Raw genomic sequence first — 20,120 nt, forward strand, 5'->3', positions numbered from 1 at the left:
GATGGGTTGGGTGAAGCGGCACCTCCGCGCGACGTTCGGCTGGCTGCCGCTGGAGGAGCTGCGCAACAAGATCCTGCTGGGCCACACGGCTGTCGGGCTCTACCGGTTCGAGCGGGCCGAGGCGGCGCGGCTCCTCGCCACGTTGCCCGGTGGGGTCAAGCCCAGGGCCCTCGTGGCGACGGTGATCCTGACCTACCGGAGGCCGGACGTGTTGCGGCGAGCGGTCGAGTCGGTGTTGGCGCAGACGGTGACCGACCAGGTCGTCATCGTCGTCGATGACGGTGGCGGCCAGATTCCCGAGCTGCCCGCCGATCCACGCATGCACGTCGTGAGCCTGCGGCGGAACATCAACGTGCCCGGTGTGGGCCGCAACGTCGGCATCCGCCTGGCCGACTCCCAGTTCGTCGCCTTCCTCGACGACGACAACTGCTGGCAGCCACACCACCTGCAGACCGCGCTCGCGCGGCTGCAGGACGAGGACGCGTCGAGGCCCCGCCCGGACGCGGTCTACACCGCGATGCGGCGGGTCACGCCGGACGGGCGGCAACACGACGTCCTCTCCGTGCCGTTCGATCGGAAGCTGGCCTGGGATCGGTGCTTCCTCGATCCCAATCCGTTGGTGGCCAGGCGTCTGCCCGATCTCATGTTCAGCCGGTTGCGCCGCAGCACCACGGTCGCCCCGAAGGAGGACTGGGAGCTGATCTACCGGTTCAGTCGGCGGCACCGGGTGGAGCACATACCCGAGCCGACCGTCGACTACGTGATCAACCCGAACAGCTACTGGACGGCCTGGGAACTCACCTAGTCCGGTGCGGTGCGGACCCAAAGGAGGTCGAGAGTTGATGCCCGGGAAACGGCGCAGCACGGTCCGGCGCCGCAGGCGTTGGCCGATCCTGGCCGCGGCCGTGGCCGGTACGCTCCTGGTCGGTGCCGCCGTGGCCGCGGTGTCGCTGGACCGTGGCGGCGTGGGTCACCCTGCCGGCTGTGCGAGCCCGGCGGAGTGCGACGAGGCGACGGCCGCCGAGGGTGCTGCTCGCGCACCGACCACCACCGCCGACACGACTCCCGCGCCGACCGCCACCGCGGCCGGCTCCGCACCGACCTCCGCCGCGGAGCGGGCCGCAGATCCCACCGGTGGTGGCCGTTATCCCGCGCGCTTCTCCGTCGGCGCACCGGATGTGGGGCGCTACCGGCAGTCGGACGCGCGGCTGCCCGTGCCGCGCGGCTACCGGGTGTACGAAGCGCACAATCAGGACAGCAAAGAGTGGGACCTGTACGACTGCAAGGGCACCGTCAACCTCGACCGGATCTACTTCCGCGCCTTCATCTACATCGGCACGGACTGCCACGGCACGGTCAACATCACGAACTCGATTATCGCCCCGCCGCAGGGCTCCGTGAACCGGGCCATCCTGGTCAACGCCAATTCGGCCGGTCGCCTCACACTGAACATCAGGAACACGACCATCCGGCCGGAGCCGGTCGCCGGCGGGCAGCAGAACGCCGCTTTGACCGATCACGCGATCAACGACTGCGCCACCTGCACGATCCGGATCAGCGGCGTGGACGTGGCGAACACCGGCGGCATGTGCCTGTGCGGAGCCCACGTCACCATCGAGCGGAGCTGGCTCCACGACAACTACATCGCCCACCTCGCGGACCCGTCCCAGGCGCACACCGGGGGGGTCTTTCCGTACGGCGGCAGTGGACCGGTAACCATCAGCAACAGCCGCTTGGAACCGGGGGTTGACGCTTTCACCGGAAAGGAGGTGCCGGGCTACTGGAAGGCGATTACCGCAGTGTTGTTCACGCAGAGTGAGGGTACCTCCACCTTGCGCGATTACCTGGTCCGGGACAGCTTCATCTCGCTCGGCGCATTCGGCCTGTACGCCCAGGACGGAGTCGGCCTGCGGCTGCGCGACAATGTCTTCGGCCCCACCCACTGGGGACACACCAGCCAATGCGGTTCGGACTGCTCGGTCACCTATGCGGAGTGGTCCAACAATGTCGTGGGATCGATTGACGGTACGCCCACCGGTAAGGCGGTGTCCCGACCGTCCTGACCGGATTCCGTCCGGTCGGCTGTGCGTGGCGAGCCGAGTGGCTGCGCGTCGGGAACGATCATTGGCCGATACTCGGCGGGATACTGACCGAATGGTGTCGCGGCGCGACACGTGCAGATCTGGTATTTCGCCGGCGCTTACGTACGCTCAGTAGCGTCCGGCGGCCCTCCTTTGAGAAGCAGGCGATCCGTAATGAGGTCTCGGGTATTTCGGGCCGCGGTAGCGGCCGCCACGGGAGCAGCCTTCATGCTGATTCCCGCCTCAGCGAGTTCAGCCGTGTCCGATCCTTGTGGCACCGGCTCCAACCCTGTTGTCTGTGAAAACTCGAAACCGGGCACACCGCTTGACGACTGGTACGGCGAAAGTGCCTGGGGCGATGTCGAGGGATTCGCTACCCGGATGAGTGTGCAGCCGGGCGAGACGCTCCAGTTGAAGGTGAAGTCTCCGACCACCTTCGAGGTCGACATCTACCGGCTCGGCTACTACGGCGGCGACGGTGCGCGGAGGATGCCGACCTCACCGACCAGCAGCTTCCCCGCCCGGACCCAGCCGGCGTGCCTGCACGACGCGGGCACCGGACTGGTGGACTGCGGCAACTGGACCACCAACGTGACCTGGACGGTGCCGTCCGACGCCGTCTCCGGGGTCTATCTCGCGACGCTCGACCAGCCCAACGGCGCCGGCTTCGCGCACGTGCCGTTCGTCGTCGTGGATCCGGCGAACCACTCCGACATCCTGGTGCAGACCTCGGACCAGACCTGGCAGGCGTACAACGACTGGGGCGGTCAGGACCTCTACGGCGGGGGCGGTCCGGCGTACGACGGCCGCGCCTACAAGGTGAGCTACAACCGTCCGATGCGGATTGCCGGGGACAACGGCATCCTCTCGGCCGAGTACCCGATGATCTACTGGCTCGAGCGCAACGGGTACGACGTCAGCTACGCCTCGGGCATCGACGTGAGCACCAAGCCGGCGAACCTGCTCAACCACAAGGTCTTCATGTCCTCCGGGCACGACGAGTACTGGAACCAGGCCCAGTGGAACAACGTGGTCGCCGCCCGCGAGGCCGGCGTCAACCTGGCCTTCTTCAGCGGCAACGAGGTCTTCTGGCGCACCCGGCTGGAGCCTTCGGTCGCCAGCGGCGGCGGCGACAACCGCACCCTCGTCTGCTACAAGATGACCAAGATGCGGCAGAACCCGCCGAACGGGATCGCGGACCCGAGCGGTCAGTGGACCGGCACCTGGGTCGACTCAGTGGGCGCCGGCTCCGGCGGTGCCACGCCGCCCAACCAGCTCACCGGGACGATCTTCAAGGTCAACGGCTACCGCAACGACGCGATCACGGTCCCGGCCGCGTACCGGAACCTCCGGCTGTGGCGGAACATCCCGTCCATCAACAACCTGGCGCCCGGGCAGGTGGCCACCTTCCCGGTCGGCACGCTCGGCTACGAGTGGGATTCCGACGTCGAGAATGCGGTCCGTCCGCCTGGCGCGGTGGTGTTCTCGTCCACCACGCTGGCGATCACCGACGGCACCATGCTGCTGGACGAAGGGAACGACTATGGCAACGGCACGGCCACGCACAGCTTGGTGGCCTACCGTGACCAGTCCTCCGGGGCGCTGGTCTTCGGCGCCGGCACGGTGCAGTGGTCGTGGGGGTTGAGCAGCATGCACACCGTGCTGCCCAGCACCGAGGACAAGCGCATGCAGCAGGCGACCGTCAACCTCCTCGCCGACATGGGCGCGCAGCCGCTCACCCGGCAGACCGACCTGGTCGCCGCCACCAAGTCCGCCGACACCACCGGACCGGCCGTCACCATCACCGCACCGGCGGCCGCTGCCACCCTGCCGGTCCTCACACCGGTGACCCTCACCGGAACGGCGACTGAGATCGGCGGCGGCCAGCTCGGCCGGGTGGAGGTCTCCACGGACGGCGGCCAGACCTGGGCGGCCGCCGACGGGCAGACGAACTGGTCCTACACCTGGACACCGAGCAAGCAGGGGTCCGTCGAGATCAAGGTGCGGGCCTCCGACGACAGCCTCAACATCGGCACGGTCGCCACCAGGACCGTGACGGTCGGACCACAACAGTGTCCCTGCGCGGCCTACCCGCCGACCGCGATGCCGACCAATGTCGACTCGTTCGATCCGTCGGCCAACGAGCTCGGGGTGAAGTTCCGGGTCGGCGCGCCGAGCCTGGTGACCGGCGTCAAGTTCTACAAGGCAAGCACCAACACCGGCACCCACGTCGGCAAGCTCTGGACCGCCTCGGGCCAGCTGCTCGCCTCCGGGACCTTCACCGGCGAAACCGCGAGCGGCTGGCAGACCCTGACCTTCGCCAACCCCGTGCCGGTCGCCGCCAACACCACCTACGTGGCGTCGTACTACACGCCCACCGGGCACTACTCGTACACCAGCAACTACTTCGCCAACCAGGGCGCGGGGTTGACGGCCGTCCGGTTGCTGCAGTCGGGGGTGGACGGCGCGAACGGCGTCTACCGGTACGGCTCGGGCGGCGGCTTCCCGAACCTGAGCTGGAACAACACCAACTACTGGGTCGACGTCGTCGTTGACACGGTAGGCGCGGAGACCGAGCCACCGACGATCACCGCGAAGACCCCCGCGGCGGGCGCCGCAGGTGTCGCACTGAACGCCACGCTGAGCGCGACCTTCAGCCACGACGTCGACCCGGAGAGCATCGAGTACGCGCTCACTTCCAGCGGCGGATCCGTCGCGGCCGGCTTCCGCTACGACAACACCACCCGCAAGGTCACCATCCAGCCGCAGAACGCCCTGACCCCGTCGACCACCTACACCGCCTCGCTGCGGGCGACCGACGCCTGGGGCAACACCATGGCGGCGCCGCACACCTGGACCTTCACCACCGGCACGTCGGTCAGCTGCCCGTGCTCGGTCTGGAACGACTCCGTGGTGCCGGCGATTCCCAACGCCGCCGAGGTGAACTCCCTGGAGCTGGGCCTGCGGTTCACCTCGGCACTGGACGGCTACGTGACAGGCGTGCGGTTCTACAAGGGCAGCGCCAACACCGGGACGCACACCGGCACCCTCTGGTCGAACACCGGCACCCAGCTCGCCACCGGAACCTTCACCGACGAGAGCAGCAGCGGCTGGCAGACGCTGCTGTTCGACCAGCCGGTCGCCATCACGGCCAACACACCGTACGTGGTCTCTTACCACACGGACGTGGGCCGGTACGCCTACACCGGCAACCAGTTCACCCAGCCGACGGTGTCCTATCCGCTGACCGCGGTGGGCGACTCACCGAATGGCGCGAACGGCCTGTTCCGGGCCAGTTCAGGTGTCGCCTTCCCGACCTCCACCTGGAATTCGGCGAACTACTGGGTTGATGTGGTCTTCACGACGACCCCGTGACCGACCGCGGGCCCGCACCGTTTCGGTGCGGGCCCGCGGCACGGCCGCGGACGGGCCAACGGAAGGGTGCCAGTGAGTACGGTCAGCGTGGTCATTCCCTGCTACAGGTACGGGGACTATCTCCAGGCATGCGTGCGCAGCGTGCTTGACAACCAGCCCAGCGTCGACGTACGCGTGCTCATCATCGACGACGCCTCGCCGGACGACTCAGCTGAGAAGGCGCGTGCCATCGCGGCGGCGGACCCACGGGTGGAGGTCCGGGTCCACGAGTCCAACCGTGGCCACATCGCCACCTACAACGAGGGCCTGCTGGAGTGGGCGGACGGCGACTACACTGTCCTGCTCTCCGCTGACGACCTGTTGACGCCAGGAGCGCTGAGCCGGGCGGCATCCGTACTGGACGCCAACCCGGACGTCGGCTTCGTCTACGGGCATCCGGTGCACTTCAACCACCCTGGCCCGCCGCCGCCCGCGCGAACGGGGAACGGGGGCCACACGGTCTGGCCCGGGCGCTGGTGGCTGGAGCGGCGGTTCCGCGAGGCCACTGGTTGCATCACCTCGCCGGAGGTGGTGGTACGCACGGACCTGCAGCGCAAGGTCGGCGGCTACGACCCGGAGCTGCCCGCGGCCGGCGACATCGAGATGTGGATGCGGCTGGCCGCCTACGCCGATGTCGCATACGTGCGCGCGGACCAGGCGTACTACCGGCTGCACGGCAGCAACATGTCGCAGACCGACCACGCCAGTTACCTCAACGACTTGCGCGAGCGGCGGGCCGCCTACGACGCGGTACTGGAGAAGTGCGGGCGGCTGCTGCCCGACGCCGACCGGCTCGACGCGATGGTGCGCCGGCGCCTCGCCCGCCACGCCCTGCGGCGCGCGGTGCGGGCCTACGACCGGGGGCGCACCGCGAGCGTGCCCGAGGGCGAGCTGATCGCGTTCGCGGCGGAGTGCTGGCCGGATTACCGCGCGCTGCCGGAGTATCGCGGCCTGCGCCTGCGCAGGCGGATCGGGCCGGCCGTCATGCCGTACCTTCAGCCGCTGGTGCTCACCGCGATCGCCGCCAAGGGCCGGGAGTGGCTCTGGTGGCAGTCGTGGAAGCGGCGCGGCATCTGACGGACCAGTCCGGCCCGGGCGGTGCTACCGCCCGGACCGTCGCTGCGGCACCACCGTCGTCGTGACGACCTTCGTCTTGACGGCGTGCTCGGCCGGCACCGATTGGACGATGACCGCGCCGGAGGCGACCACCACCCCGTCACCCAGGACGACGTCCGGCTCGATGAAGATGCCGGTCCCGAGGCGCACCCGGTCGCCGACCGTCACCTTGCCCGACGAGACACAGGACGGGCCGGTGGCGTTGTCGGAGCCGATCCGGCTGTGGTGGTCGAACGAGGTGTAGGCCGAGAGAAAGTTGTTGTCGCCCATCCGCACGCCGGTGCCGAGGTGCGCGAAGGCGCAGATGATGTTCCCCTGCCCGAGGACCACGTCGGTGGCGATCTTGGCGGTGGGATCGATGGCATTCGCCAGGGGGATCCTGGCCTCCGCGCAGACCTCCCGGAAGCGACGCCGAGTCTCCACCGAGGTGCCGATGGCGATGATCGCGGCGTCGTAGGCGCCCTCGGCGAAGAGCGCGTCGAGCCGGTCCGTTCCGCCGACGATCGGCACGCCGTGCACGTCGGCGCCCCACCGCTGCCGGTCGTCGTCCACGATGGCGACGGCCCGCTGCGTCGCGGATCCGGCCAGGATGTCGAGGACCTGGGTGGCGCCCAGCGCCCCGCCGATGAGCAGGATGCGCTGCACCCCGGGCTCGGCCGCCAGTGGCGCCGGGAGGTCGTCGTGCCCGCCGGTCTCCCGGGCGGCCGCCTCCACATCCTTGACGGTGATCAGCCTTCCGAGCTGGAGGGTGGCCAGGTCGACGCCGACTTCCGCGGCCCGCTGCACGGCCTTGACGCTCGCTCGGACGGGCGCCGGAGCCGCCGCCGCGGCCGCCGCCCGGGTCTCCCGCTCCCGCACGTACTCGGCGAGGTCGGCTGACGTCTCGAAAAGCATGGCGATCGGGTCGGCGAGAGGGACCTCCTGCAGTCGCTCGGCCAGGTGCAGGACGATGCCGGCCTCGGGGGCGACGACCTCGAGCACCGCCTTGCTGGTCTCGATCTCGGCGAGCAGGGTGTCCGCCTCCACCTTGGCCCCGTCGTCGACGAACCAGGCCACGAGTAGGCCGTGCTCACTGTTGACGTCGCTGGTCGGAACGATTACCGGCTTCACACTCTCTCCTCAACGGGCCCTGGACTCAGGCGGCCGCGGCGCGCAGCGCCGCCTCGATCCGGCCCTCGCCGACCAGGACCCGGCTCTCCTTGGCCTTGGCTGACGGGATGACGGTGGGCTCGCTGGCCACGACGTCGACGGGGGAACGCAGCTCCCGGAACAGCCGGCGGGAGATCGTCGCGGCCGCCTCCGTGCCCCACGACCAACCGCCGCTGCCTTCCTCCACGGTGACCAGCCGTCCGGTGACGCCGACGGAGCGCTCAACCGGCGCCCAGTCCATCGGTGCGAGCTGCGCGGGCACCAGCAGCTCGACGAAGATCTCTTCCTCGACGGCGAGCCGTTCGATCACCTTCGCGGCGAGCATGGCCTGGTATCCGTAAGCCAGCACGGTCACCGCGCACTCCTCGCGGGGCACTGCGGAGAGGCAGACCGTCGGCAGCATGCCGGGGCTGGCATCCCGCGTCGCCAACAGGTCGCCCCACCGACCGTTCTCGGGCACGGTCAGGTGCTGCGGGTAGAGCAGCTTGTGCTCCACGTAGAGGACCGGGCTGTCCTGGCTGAGGAACTCGTCGAAGACCGTCCGGGGATCGTGCAGCAGCGACGCGGCGACCACCCGCAGATGCGGCACGCCGAGGAAGTGCTTTTCCAGGCTCTGGCTGTGCGTCGGACCGTATCCCCGGTGGCCACCGGAGGGGGCGCGCATGATGACCGGGCAGACCGCCTGGCCGGCGTACATCGCCTGGTACTTGGCGATGTGGTTGACCACCTGATCGAAGACGAGGGTGAGGAAGTCCCCGAACATGATCTCGGCGATGGGCCGGTAGCCGGCCAGCGCCAGCCCGGCGGAGATCCCGGCGATCGCCCCCTCGCTGATCGGCGTCGTGCGAACCCGGTCCGGGAAGGCGGTGGAGAGCCCGCGGGTCACCTTGAACGCTCCGCCGTACGGGTCGGCGATGTCCTCACCGAGCACGAGCACCCGGGGGTCGGCGGTGAGGCAGGCGCGCAGCGTCTCGTTCAACTCCTTGGCGAAGATCACGGCAGCGCCCTCGCCGTTGCGATCACCTGGGCCAGCGCGGTCTCCACCTCGCCGTCGACGATCCGCCGTTCGTCGTCGCGCAGCCGGCGACCGTGGACCAGCAACGGCTCGACGGCCCACCGGGCGGCGATCTCCTCGGCGGGACGTTCGTCGTCGCTCTTGGAGTGGTGGCACAGCCGGTAGGTGTGGATCAGCAGGACCCGGGGACCGGCTCCGCCGCGGACCGCGTCGACCTCCGCCCCGGCGGCGGCGCGCAACTCCAGCACGTCGGTGCTGTCAACCTCGCGTACCGGGATGCCGAAGGCCTCGAACCGGCCCGGCATGCTGCCCGCCAGGTTGGCTCCGATCGGCGTGCTCTGCGCCCACTGGTTGTCCTCGCAGACCACGAGGAGCGGCAGCCGCCAGAGCGCGGCGATGTTCAACGTCTCGTAGAGCAACCCCTCGCCCAAAGTGCCGTCGCCGATGAACACAACGCTGACCCGGCGGCTGCCGTCGAGCTGGCCGGCGAGGGCGATCCCTGCGGCGGCCGGGACGATGCCGCCCTGGACGCCGTTGGACTTGAAGCCGGGCGCGCAGATGTGCTGGCTACCGCCGATGCCCCGACACACCCCGGCCTCCTTGCCCATGATCTCGGCGAGCAGCCCGAGCGCGTCGCCAGTGCGGGCGAGGTAGTGACCGTGGCACCGGTGGTTGCTGAACACATGGTCCTCCTCGACCAGGTGCTCCATCACCGCCACCGCGTCGGCCTCCTGACCGATGCACGCGTGTGTCGTGCCATTCAGGACGCCCTCTTCAAAGAGTGAGAGCAGGGTCTCCTCGAAGCGGCGGATAAAGCGCATGCGCCGGTAGAGCCGACGCTCGTCGGATTCGCCCGGTAATCCGCTGAGCCGTTCGTCGACAGGACCAGGAACGTACGGGGAGGCGATGCCGTCAGCACCAGCCGCGGGCCGAAGATCAGGTTCGGCCAGATTCGCGCCGCGCCATGTGGTTGCCGTCGACACTGTCCGCCTTCCTTTTTCGCAGAGCACGCTCCGTGGCATGGGGCGCAATGACCCGGGCCTGCCGCAGCCACGTTACCGGGCATCGTCCATTCGACAGGAGAAACCTTTATCCATCCCATGTCGACGGGGATCTCGGGAATCCGACTGAATGGACAACTGCCCGTGGCCGCGCGGTGGCTTCGCCGCGCCGCCGTCGCTGGCACACTAGCCCAGTCGGTACGGCCCGGGGCGTGACGAGAAGCGATCTGCCGGATACCCGTCACGGTCCTTCCGCAGCCGGCCTCGCTTGGTAGCTTGCCTGCCGGGTCGGCCGGTGCGACCGCCAGCCGTCCGGTCGCCGTCGGGTCCGCCCGGTCGCTGATCGACCCCTGCCCGCCGCGATCGCGGCAGATGGAGTAGCGCCAGATGATTCCACTCGTCGACCTGCGGGCCGCCCACGCCGAAGTGGCCGAGGAGGTCAGCACTGGCTTCAAGCGCGTCATCGAGAACACGGCGTTCGTCGGCGGCGAGGAGGTCGCGGCGTTCGAGCGGGAGTTCGCCGCGTTCTCGGGCGTCCAGCACTGCGTGGGGGTCGCCAACGGCACGGACGCGGTCGAGCTGGCCCTGCGGGCGACCGGCGTGCGGGCCGGGGACGAGGTGGTGCTGCCGGCGAACACGTTCGTCGCGACCGCCGAGGCCGTGGCCCGGATCGGGGCCCGCGTTGTGCTCGTCGACATCGACCCGGCGACCTACCTCGTCGACGTCGACGCCGCCCTGGCCGCCGTCGGCCCGGCCACCCGGGCGATGGTCCCCGTCCACCTCTACGGGCAACTCGCCCCGGTCGAGCGGCTCCGCGCCGGACTCGCCGGCCGCGGCGTCGCGATCGTGGAGGACGCCGCGCAGTGCCAGGGTGCCACCCGCGCCGGCGCCGGAGCCGGCACCGGCGGCGTCGCGGCCACCAGCTTCTACCCGGGCAAGAATCTGGGGGCGTACGGGGATGCCGGGGCGGTGCTGACGGACGACGCCGGCCTGGCCACGGTGGTACGCACCCTGGGCAGCCACGGCGGCCTGGAGAAGTACGTCCACGAGTTGATCGGGGTCAACAGCCGGCTCGACGCGCTGCAGGCGGCGGTGCTGCGGGCCAAGCTGACCCGCCTGGCCGCGTGGAACGACGCCCGCCGCGCCGCGGCTGCCCGCTACGACGAACTGCTCGCGTCCCTTGACGTGACGCGTCCCGTCGTCCTCGCCGGGAACGAGCACGTGTGGCACCTCTACGTGGTGCGGATCCCCGGGGGCGCCGGGCGCCGCGACGAGGTCCTGCGGCGGCTGAACGAGGCCGGCGTGGGCGCGGGTATCCACTACCCCTGTCCGGTCCACCTGACGCCGGCGTTCGCGGACCTGCCGTACGGTCCGGGCAGCTTCCCGCATGCCGAGCGGACGGCCACCGAGATCCTCTCCCTGCCGCTGTTCCCGCAGATCACCGCCGACCAGCAGGCAACCGTCGCACGCTCGCTCGCGGCCGCGCTGCGGTCAGTGGCCTGACGCGACCCCGCCATGTACGTATCGGTCCGGAACCGCCCAGGCACGGATCCGGCCGGCGAGCGCGGCAGCAGGCTGCCCCGGGTCGGCGCCACCGTGGTGCTGCTCGGCGTCGTCAGCCTGCTCACCGACGTCTCGTCGGAGATGGTCGCCGCGGTGCTGCCGATCTATCTCACCGCCGAACTCGGGCTCGGTGTGCTGGCGTACGGCCTGGTCGACGGGCTCTACCAGGGCGCCAGCGCGCTGGTCAGAATCTTCGGCGGGTATCTCGGCGACCGGTCCGACCGGCCGAAGTGGGTCGCCACCGCCGGCTACGCCCTCTCGGCGGCGAGCCGGCTGGCCATGCTGCCCGCGCACGGGCTCGGCGCGGTCACCGCGGTGGTGACCGCGGACCGGCTGGGCAAGGGGCTGCGTACGGCGCCACGGGACGCGCTCATCGCGGATGCGTCGGATCCGCGCACGCTGGGCCGCTCGTTCGGCGTCCACCGGACCCTGGACACCATCGGAGCGGCCGCCGGCCCATTGGTGGCGTTCTCGCTGTTGTGGTTCCTGCCTGGGGGCTACTCGGCGGTATTCGTCGCGTCGTTCGCGTTCGCCGTGCTGGGCGTCGCCGTCATGGTCCTCTTCGTGCCGGACCGGCGCCGCCGGCCGACGGCAACCCTGCCGGTCCGGCGGCTGCTCCGGGAACTGACCGGTCCCCGGCTCCGGCGTCCGCTGATCGCCGCCGGCGTGCTGGGCCTTTTCACGATCGGCGACGGGTTCGTCTACCTGTCCCTGCAGGATCGCGACCAGTTCGCGGCGAGCTATTTCCCGCTGCTGTTCGTCGGCGCGAACGTCGCCTATCTCGCCCTGGCGATCCCGCTGGGCCGGCTCGCCGACCGGGTCGGGCGCTCGCGCGTCTTCGTCGGGGGCCACATCGCGCTGATCGTCGCGTACCTGGTCGCCGCCGCGCCGCCGGGCGGCCTGACAGTGACGGCCACGGCCCTGGTCCTGCTGGGTACGTTCTACGCCGCGACCGACGGCGTGCTCGCCGCGCTGGTCAGCCGCAGAGTGACCAGCGACGCGCGGGGGAGCGGTATCGCCACCGCCCAGACCGTCGTCGTGATCGCACGGTTCGCCGGTGCGCTCGCCTTCGGCAGTCTGTGGCAGCTGTTGGGCCGCCAGGCGGCTCTCTGTCTGTTGGCCGGCCTGTTGACGACGGGAGTGGTGATGGCCGCTTGGCTGCTGTCGGGGCAGGACCGCCCCGATCCCGTGGCGGTGCCCGACGCCGACGCGGCGGCGGAGGATCAGCGATGAGCGGGCGGGTACGGCTCTGGACCCTGGCCGTCATCGTCCTGGTCACCCTGCTCGGCACGGTCGGCTACATCTACTCCGTCCGCCGGGAGCAAACCCAGGCCGTGGCGGCGGCGCCGCCGATGCCCGCCGGTCCGGACCTCACGGCGGTGACCGCCGCTGCCCATGTCGTCTTCCGCAGCACCGCGGCCGGTAACGACTACGGCCGGGTGGCGGTGGTCCCGCTCGACGAGCCAGCCGGGCCCCGGACCTTCACCCCGGCCGCCTGCGACCGGGTCTACGCCCGCCGCGGCGAGGCGGTGTGCCTGTACGCCAAGCCCGGCCTGATCACCACATACCGAGCGCAGGTCCTCGGTCCCGACTGGACGGTCACCCGGGAACTGCCGCTCGCTGGCGTGCCGAGTCGCACCCGGCTGTCGCGCGACGGGTCGCTCGTGGCGACGACCACCTTCGTGGCGGGGCACAGCTACTCCACCCCCGGCCAGTTCTCCACCGAGACCCTCGTGACCAGGGTCGCCGACGGGCATGCCACCAACATCGAGCGCTTCCAGCTGATCGTCGGCGGCAGGCGGGTGACGGCCTCGGACCGCAATCTCTGGGGGGTCACCTTCGCCGACGGGGACACCTTCTACGCGACCGCGGCGTCGGGCGGCCGGACCTGGCTCGTCCGGGGCAGCCTGCGCGAACAGCGACTCGTCGCGCTGCGGGAGGACGCCGAATGCCCCTCGCTCTCGCCGGACGGCACCCGGATCGCGGTCAAGACGCGAGCCGCCCAGGCGCCGGGGCACTGGCGGATCGCGGTGTACGACCTCGCCACCGCCAGGTCGACCATCCTGGCCGAGCAGCGCAGCGTGGACGACCAGATCGAGTGGCTCGACGACCGCCGGGTGATCTACGGCCTGCCGCGCAGCGGGGAGGGACCGTCGACGAGCGACCTCTGGGTCGTGCCCGCGGACGGCGGCGGGGCCGCCGAGCTGTTCATCCGCGATGCCTGGTCGCCGGCGGTCGTGCGGTAGTCGCCTCCTCCGCCCCGACCGCGGCGGGGACCTTCCCGGTCGCCGGCTCCGGCGCTCGTCGGGAGGCCTCCGTCGTGGTGCCACGACGGCGTGGCGACCAGCTCTTCAGCGCCATCGCCGGCCGCTCCACCAGGTGCCAGGATCCAACGGCTATCGGGACCGTGGCGACGGTGCAGATCGCGACGTAGGCAACCAGACCGAGCCGCGGCACGCCCACCAGGGCCAGGAGTTGCTGGACCGGGAAAGCGTAGATGTAGCAGCCGTAGGAGTAGTCGTGCCGGCGGCCGACCCGGCGGGTCCAGCGTGGCAGGCGGACCGCCAGCCACAGCACGAGGTAGGCGAAGGCCGGGTAGCCCAGCACCGCGAACGCGCCGAACTGGGTGGTGGCGACCACGACGGCGGCGGCGGCGACGGCGAGGCCGTCGTGCAGGACGATCCGCTCCCGGTAGAGCTGGCACACGGCGCCCAGCAGGAAGATGTAGGTCAGGTAGACGAGGGAGTAGCTGTCCAGCCCACCCACTCCGAAGACCGGGCCGTGCACGCCCTGCGGCCCGGGGATTTCCGGCGCCCGGAGCAGGTCGTGCAGCATGACACCGGCCCCGGCCAGAGCGAGGATCGTCACCAGCCACCGGGCCCGGCGCAGCACCCCGACGGCCGCCAACCCGGCGACCAGGAGATAGCAGAGCACCTCGTAGAGGAGGCTCCACAGCGACCCGTCAAAGACGGACGTGCCGGTGCGCTGCCCGTACGGGGTGCCCAGCAGCAGGCCGGAGATGCCGTACTGCCGGACAGCGATGAAGGCGTTGCTGACGACGTACTGGAACGGTCCGTCGGAGGCGGCGAAGAGGCCGTGCAGCGTGCCGCGCTCCCACAGGGACACGATCGGGGCGAAGACGAAGGCCGTCACGACCAGGCACACCCACAGGCCCGGCAGGATCCGGAGGCCGCGGTGCCACAGGTAGCGCAGCACCGGAACCCGGGTGCCGCTGCGGGTGATGAGAAAACCTGAAATGACGAAGAAGCCCAGGATTCCGATCTCGCCGAGCGCCGTCTGGCCGTTCGTGAGGTCGCCGCCCGGGTCGTCCGCACCGAAGCCGAGCGGTAGCGAATGGGACACGAGCACGGCGAAGGCGAACATGAGCCTGAGAAAACCGAAGCTGTTGTCCGCCGACGAAAAGGCAGCGGCGAGGCTCTGCCTCGCCCGGATTCCGGCCACCACCGCGAAAGTCAACCACGGAGGGGGAGCAGGGTAGCCATTTTCCTTGGTCGGGAAGTCGACAACGGCGAGCCGGACACCTGTTACCCCATATCGCCTTTGCCGTATTGACGCCGCTTTCCCTGGGTGTGGACGGAGATTACGCTGGCTGCCATGTCTGCCCGAGGTGAGACCGCAACGCCGTCCAAGGTGCTGCCGAGATGAAGGCGTTCCTCGCCGTCTCGTACGCCCCGGGCAGGCTGACCGCGACAGCCGAGGCGCGCCGGCCCGAGGCCCTGAGCCGCCTTGGTGCCGACACGCGGCTGCTGTCCACGGAGGACGGTTGGCTCGCCTGCCAGGGCGCGGACCCGGGCGACCGGGTCGACGACAGCGGCACCGCCTTCACGCTGCGCCTGGGCCGGGCGGCTCGTACCCGGGCCGCGAATGTCGCCACCGCCGAGTTGGCCGAGCAGTTGGGCCGGGGCACGAAGGCGGACGGTGCTGCGCTCGCGGCGCTGGTGCCGCCGTTCGCGGCGGCGCACCGTTCCGGGACCGGTGAGCCGATCGTGGCGGCCACGGACTGGCTCGGCTTCCGGCAGCTCTTCTGGTGGCAGGGCGATGGGGTAGCCGCGGTCTCGACGAGTGCGCTCGCGCTCGGCGCGCTGGCCGGGGCGGGGCTGGACCACGGGGCGCTCGGCCTGCAGAGCCTGGTGGGCTGGCAGGTGGGGCTCGGCACCGTCTTCGCGCAGGTCGAGAAGGTGCCCGCCGGATGCCTGGCGGTGCTGGACGCGGGCCGGGTGGAGACGCACCGCTACGTGGAGCAGTCGCTTGCTCTGGACGGCCCGGCGCCGTCCCTGGCCGAGGCAGTCGACGAGATGGCCGGGATGCTGCGGCAGTTCCTCGGGGCCTACCTCGCTGACCATCCCAGCACGGTGCTCCAGTTGACCGGTGGCCAGGACACCCGCGTTCTGCTCGCGGCGCTGTCCCCGGAGACCCGCCGAGGGCTCCGCGCGCTCACCCTGGACGTGCGGGGCGGCTCGGACGCCACGCTGGCCCAGAAGCTGAGCGCGCTGGGTGGGTTGGACCTGCATGTCCACTGGCTGGACGAGCAGCCACCCGTCACGCCGGCCACGGCCCACCGCACTGCGCTGCGAGCGGCGGCAGCGCTGGACTGCATGGCCAGCCCGTTGGCCCTGGCCCCGTTGCTCCTCGCCGAGAGCCACCTCGAGCAGGGGCATCGCCTCTCCGGCCTCGGCGGCGAAGCCTGCCGCGGCTTCTACTACTTCGGCCAGCCCCGCAACGCGACCACCTCGCCACAGCTGATCGGCCAGTTGGCGAGCTGGCGCCTCTACGCGAACGAGGCCGTCGACGCCCGCGCACTCGAACCGGCCTTCGTGGCCGCCGCGCGCACCGACGCGCTCGAACGGATCATCGCATCCTTCGACGGCGCTCCCCCGCAATGGTTGCAGGCCACCGACTACTTCTATCTCTACCAGCGCATGCAGCGATGGGCGGGAGCGCACGGCTCGGTCGCGGCCGTCAACCGCTTCTTCATCAACCCGATGTTCGATCGCCGCTTCATCCAGCTGGCGCACTCCGTGTCGCCGGACCAGAAGGGGAGCGGCCTGCTGACCGGGCAGCTCATCCACCGGCTCGATGCCGAGCTGGCCGCGGTGCCTCTGGATTCCGGGCTGGTTCCCGCCCGGTTGGGGCAACGCGGCATCCGTGACCGTGCGGCGGCGGCCCGGGTTACCGCCCGGAAGCTCTCCGGCAAGGTACGGCAGCGGCTGCGCCATTCCGGCCGGGCGCAGCTGGGCGCGGCTGAGGTGGCGGCGCTCGTGGTCGAGCACTGGCGCAGCGAGCCGGACGTCCTCGCACCGCTGCGGACCGCCGGCATCGTCCGGGACGCATGGCTGGACGAGTTGCTGGCGGGGCGTCGGGAGTCCACCCCTGCCACGGTGGCCTTCCTGACCAACCTCCTGGTCGCCACCGCCCCGCAGCCCGTCACCTGAGGTCAGCTGCCCGCCGACGTGCGGTGCACCGTGACCCGACAGCGGTCCGCTCCTCCCGACACCCGGAGGAGCCGCTCGCTCACGCCACCGCGCAGGCCACCCGTGGTCACGTCGATACCGGTGACTTGGCGGCATTCCGGTCGTTGTGTTGGTGTGGCCCGTGCAGGGCCAGTCAGGTTGTCAGGCGAGCTTATTCCCGGATCGCCCGGCGAACGCGGTGCTGAGCCCAACGCCTCCGCCGCGCCCGTGAACCGGGCGCCCCGCGCGCGTCCGCCGCTGGCCAGGGGTGACGGCGCGGGGAGTTCACCTGGGCTGTGGCTGATCGCGTCGGACGCACCAGCCGTTGGCGTCCGCGACACCGCATCTTCCGTACCGACGTTCGCCCGCCCCGGGTCCGAGTGACACCACTTGTGGAGAAGGGAACCACATGGTCAGGAATTCGCGAGCGGTCATCGTGCTGGCCGTTGCCGGCGCGGTGGCGATCTCCGGAACGGCGCTGGCGGGTCGCGTAGCGACCAGCCCGCGAGGCGCGGAGCCCGCGGCGGCACCCTCCGGAACGTATTCGCTGTGGAGCAGCTCAGCGGTACCGGGCACGGTGACCGACCCGGACAGACAGGCCGTGGAACTGGGGGTGAAATTCACCGCGACCCAGGACGGCAGCGTCCTCGCCGTACGGTTCTACAAGTCGAGGACGAACACCGGCGTGCACACGGGCAGCCTCTGGGCGATCAACGGCACCAGGCTGGCCGCCGTGCGGTTCACCAACGAGAGCCGGTCCGGGTGGCAGTACGCCGCCTTCTCGGCCCCGGTGGCCGTCAAGGCCGATGCGGTGTACGTGGTGTCGTACCACACCGACGTGGGGCAGTACTCGGCCGACGACGGCTACTTCGCCGCAGCTCGCAGCCGGGGCCCGTTGCGCGCGCCGGCCGACGGGTCGCAGGGCGCCAACGGCGTGTACCGGTACGGCGCGGGCGGTTTCCCGAACCGGGGCTACCGGGCCACCAACTACTGGGTCGACGTCGTCTTCAAGCTCGGCGCTCCCGCCACGTCCACTCCCACCCCTCGACCCACGACGGCATCCCCCCGCCCCACCTCGCCGAGTCCCACCTCGCCGAGTCCCACCCCGACCACGGCGCCGACGCCCAGCTCCACCCCGCCCGCACCGACTCCGACCGTCACCGGCAACCCCGACAGCACCGGTGGCGGCAGGTACCCGGAGCGCTTCTCGGTGGGCGCCCCCGGGGTCGGCAGGTACCGCCAGTCCGATGCCCGGCTGCCGGTGCCGGCCGGTTACCAGGAGGTGTTCCCGCACGACACCGGGAGCAAGGAGTGGGACCTGTACGAGTGCAACGGCACGGTGAATCTCGACCACAAGTACTTCCGTGCCTTCATCTACATCGGCACGAACTGTCACGGCACCGTCAACATCACGAACTCCATCATCGCGCCGCCACCGGGTTCCGCCAATCGGGCCATCCTGGTCAACGCGAATTCCTCGGGCAGCCTCCGCCTGAACATCAGCAACACGACCATCCGGCCGGAACCGGTGGGCTTAGGCATGAAGAGCGGCCCGTTGACCGATCACGCGATCAACGACTGCCCCACCTGCACGATTCGGCTCAACCGCGTCGACGTGGCGAACACCGGCGGCATGTGCCTCTGCGGGGCGAATACCACCATCGAGTACAGCTGGCTCCACGACAACTACATCGCCCACCTGGCCGACCCTTCCCAGGCCCACACCGGGGGCGTCTTCCCCTACGGCGGCACCGGTCCGCTGGAGATCAGCCACAGCCGACTCGAGCCGGGCGTCAACGCCTACACCGGCGCGGAGATCCCCAACTACTGGCAGGCCATCACCGCCGTGCTGTTCACCCAGAGTTCGGGCGGCTCCCGGCTGCGTAACTACCAGGTCCACGACAGTTTCATCTCGCTCGGCGCCTTCGGGCTGTACGCACAGGACGGTGAGGGGCTGCGATTGCGCGACAACGTGTTCGGGCCGACGCACTGGGGCTACACGAGCCATTGTGGGTCCGGATGCTCCGTCACCTTCGCCGACTGGACGAACAACGTCGTGGGCACGATCGACGGCGCCCCGACGGCGCAGATGGTCCCCAGACCCGCGTAGGCGGTGGCCACCCGGGGCGGGCGGGCGTGGTGGTAACCGCCCGCCCCGGGTTCGGTCGCCCCGTGACGGCCCGACCTAGCGGGCGGCCAGCTTACGGAGCACGGCCACGATGTGGTCCTGGTCGTCCTCGGTCAGCGCGTGGTGCAGCGGCAGGATGAGCGAGTCGCGGGTCAGCCGCTCGGTCACCGGCAGCGGCGCGGGCGACACGTCGGCGTAGGCCGGCTCCAGGTGGGCGGCCATGATGCCGCGTCGGGCCGACACTCCGGCGGCGGCCAGCTCGGCGAGCACCTCGTCGCGGCCGGTCCCGTACTCCGGGTCGATCAGCACCCAGAACGACTGGAAGTTGGTCTCGCCGTACTCGGGGTCGCCGACGGGGGCCAAACCCTCGAGGTCCGCCAGCAGTTCGTGGTAGCGGGCCGCCAGCGCGCGCCGGTGAGCCACCAGATCCGCGAGGCGGCCGAGCTGCACGAGGCCGATCGCCGCCTGGATGTCGGTCATCCGGTAGTTGAAGGCGGTCTCCAGGTATGCCTCGATGACCGGCTGGGAGCTGGCGTGGCGGTCGGACGCGGAGACGTTCATGCCGTGTTCCCGCAACCGGCGCAGCCGGGCCGCACACTCCGGATCGTCCACCGTGACCATGCCACCCTCGCCCGTCGTCAGCAACTTGCGGGGATGGAACGACCAAGCCGAGATCGTCGCGCCGGCGCCGACCGGCCGTCCGTACGCCGTTGACCCGGCGGCGCAGGCCGCGTCCTCGATCAGCGGCAGCCCCCAGCGGCCGGCGGCGTCCCGCAGCGCGGCGACGTCGAACGGCACGCCGCCCTGGTGCACCCCGATCACCGCCCGGGTCCGGGCGGTGCGCGCCGCGTCGATCGTCGCCACCGTCAAGTTGCCGGTGCGGACGTCGACGTCGGCGAAGACCGGGGTGGCGCCGACGTAGCGCACCGCGTTGGCGGTGGCGATGAACGAGAACGAAGGTACGATCACCTCGTCGCCCGGGCCGATCTCCAGCACCACCAGCGCCAGGTGAAGCGCGGTCGTGCACGAGCTGACGGCCACGCCGTGGCCGGCGTCCACCAGGGCGGCGAACTCCTGCTCGAACCGGGCCACCCGGGGCCCCTGGGCCACCCAGCCCGACCGTACGGCATCGGCGGCGGCCTGAGCCTCCTCCTCGCCGAGGCGGGGGATCATCACCGGGAT

General features: G+C 70.7%; 14 protein-coding genes. 9 read left to right on the plus strand and 5 right to left on the minus strand.

Translation table 11 applies throughout. From position 1 onward, the window contains the following. The first annotated feature begins 1 nt into the window (after position 1). From ACFOW4_RS08655 to ACFOW4_RS08670, 4 genes are all read left to right on the plus strand, one after another. Positions 2 to 805, plus strand: coding sequence for a glycosyltransferase family 2 protein (locus ACFOW4_RS08655; protein ID WP_377526086.1), 804 nt, complete (start codon positions 2 to 4; stop codon positions 803 to 805). A 37-nt stretch (positions 806 to 842) separates the two neighbouring features. After that, the gene (locus tag ACFOW4_RS08660) at positions 843 to 2,063 is read left to right on the plus strand and encodes a hypothetical protein (protein ID WP_377526087.1); all 1,221 of its coding nucleotides are present in this window, start codon (positions 843 to 845) and stop codon (positions 2,061 to 2,063) included. Positions 2,064 to 2,462: 399 nt separating this feature from the next. Beyond that, complete coding sequence (locus ACFOW4_RS08665) at positions 2,463 to 5,456, plus strand: N,N-dimethylformamidase beta subunit family domain-containing protein (RefSeq protein WP_377526089.1); 2,994 nt, start codon at positions 2,463 to 2,465, stop codon at positions 5,454 to 5,456. Positions 5,457 to 5,543: 87 nt separating this feature from the next. Beyond that, a complete protein-coding gene (locus ACFOW4_RS08670; protein WP_377526128.1) occupies positions 5,544 to 6,572 on the plus strand; it encodes a glycosyltransferase family 2 protein in 1,029 nt (342 codons plus the stop codon). A 24-nt stretch (positions 6,573 to 6,596) separates the two neighbouring features. On the opposite strand, the gene ACFOW4_RS08675 is transcribed toward ACFOW4_RS08670, so the two are convergent. The 3 genes from ACFOW4_RS08675 to ACFOW4_RS08685 are packed head-to-tail and all read right to left on the minus strand — an operon-like array spanning position 6,597 to position 9,596. Further along, on the minus strand, positions 6,597 to 7,721 hold the full coding sequence (locus ACFOW4_RS08675) for a biotin/lipoyl-containing protein (RefSeq protein ID WP_377526090.1): 1,125 nt from the start codon (positions 7,719 to 7,721) through the stop codon (positions 6,597 to 6,599). 25 nt (positions 7,722 to 7,746) lie between these two features. After that, positions 7,747 to 8,757 (minus strand): alpha-ketoacid dehydrogenase subunit beta, encoded by a 1,011-nt coding sequence (locus ACFOW4_RS08680; protein ID WP_377526091.1) that lies wholly within the window; start codon positions 8,755 to 8,757, stop codon positions 7,747 to 7,749. Beyond that, positions 8,754 to 9,596 carry a thiamine pyrophosphate-dependent dehydrogenase E1 component subunit alpha gene (locus ACFOW4_RS08685; RefSeq protein ID WP_377526093.1) on the minus strand — a complete coding sequence of 281 codons (843 nt, stop codon included), beginning with the start codon at positions 9,594 to 9,596 and terminating at the stop codon, positions 8,754 to 8,756. The genes ACFOW4_RS08680 and ACFOW4_RS08685 overlap by 4 nt, the downstream gene beginning before the upstream one ends. A 567-nt stretch (positions 9,597 to 10,163) precedes the next feature. Here ACFOW4_RS08685 and ACFOW4_RS08690 point away from each other — a divergent pair. Genes ACFOW4_RS08690 through ACFOW4_RS08700 form a run of 3 tightly spaced genes read left to right on the plus strand, consistent with a single transcriptional unit; the run spans position 10,164 to position 13,585 of the window. After that, complete coding sequence (locus ACFOW4_RS08690) at positions 10,164 to 11,279, plus strand: DegT/DnrJ/EryC1/StrS family aminotransferase (RefSeq protein WP_377526094.1); 1,116 nt, start codon at positions 10,164 to 10,166, stop codon at positions 11,277 to 11,279. 12 nt (positions 11,280 to 11,291) lie between these two features. Continuing rightward, positions 11,292 to 12,572: an MFS transporter gene (locus tag ACFOW4_RS08695; protein WP_377526096.1), complete on the plus strand. Its 1,281-nt coding sequence runs from the start codon at positions 11,292 to 11,294 to the stop codon at positions 12,570 to 12,572. Continuing rightward, entirely contained in the window at positions 12,569 to 13,585 is a 1,017-nt protein-coding gene (locus ACFOW4_RS08700; RefSeq protein ID WP_377526097.1) for a TolB family protein, read from the plus strand. The genes ACFOW4_RS08695 and ACFOW4_RS08700 overlap by 4 nt, the downstream gene beginning before the upstream one ends. Here the strand turns inward: ACFOW4_RS08700 and ACFOW4_RS08705 are convergent. Next, positions 13,548 to 14,804 carry an acyltransferase family protein gene (locus tag ACFOW4_RS08705; protein WP_377526099.1) on the minus strand — a complete coding sequence of 419 codons (1,257 nt, stop codon included), beginning with the start codon at positions 14,802 to 14,804 and terminating at the stop codon, positions 13,548 to 13,550. The two genes, ACFOW4_RS08700 and ACFOW4_RS08705, sit on opposite strands and share 38 nt — an antisense overlap. 197 nt (positions 14,805 to 15,001) lie before the next feature. Between ACFOW4_RS08705 and ACFOW4_RS08710 the strand changes: the two genes are divergently transcribed. Beyond that, a complete protein-coding gene (locus ACFOW4_RS08710; protein WP_377526100.1) occupies positions 15,002 to 16,792 on the plus strand; it encodes a hypothetical protein in 1,791 nt (596 codons plus the stop codon). Between the two features lie 427 nt (positions 16,793 to 17,219). Beyond that, on the plus strand, positions 17,220 to 18,920 hold the full coding sequence (locus ACFOW4_RS08715) for a DUF4082 domain-containing protein (RefSeq protein WP_377526102.1): 1,701 nt from the start codon (positions 17,220 to 17,222) through the stop codon (positions 18,918 to 18,920). 75 nt (positions 18,921 to 18,995) lie between these two features. Here the strand turns inward: ACFOW4_RS08715 and ACFOW4_RS08720 are convergent, their stop codons facing one another. Continuing rightward, positions 18,996 to 20,111: a DegT/DnrJ/EryC1/StrS family aminotransferase gene (locus ACFOW4_RS08720; RefSeq protein ID WP_377526130.1), complete on the minus strand. Its 1,116-nt coding sequence runs from the start codon at positions 20,109 to 20,111 to the stop codon at positions 18,996 to 18,998. Between the last annotated feature and the right edge of the window lie 9 nt (positions 20,112 to 20,120).

Source organism: Micromonospora sp. GCM10011542 (assembly GCF_042650685.1).
Lineage (GTDB): Bacteria > Actinomycetota > Actinomycetes > Mycobacteriales > Micromonosporaceae > Micromonospora.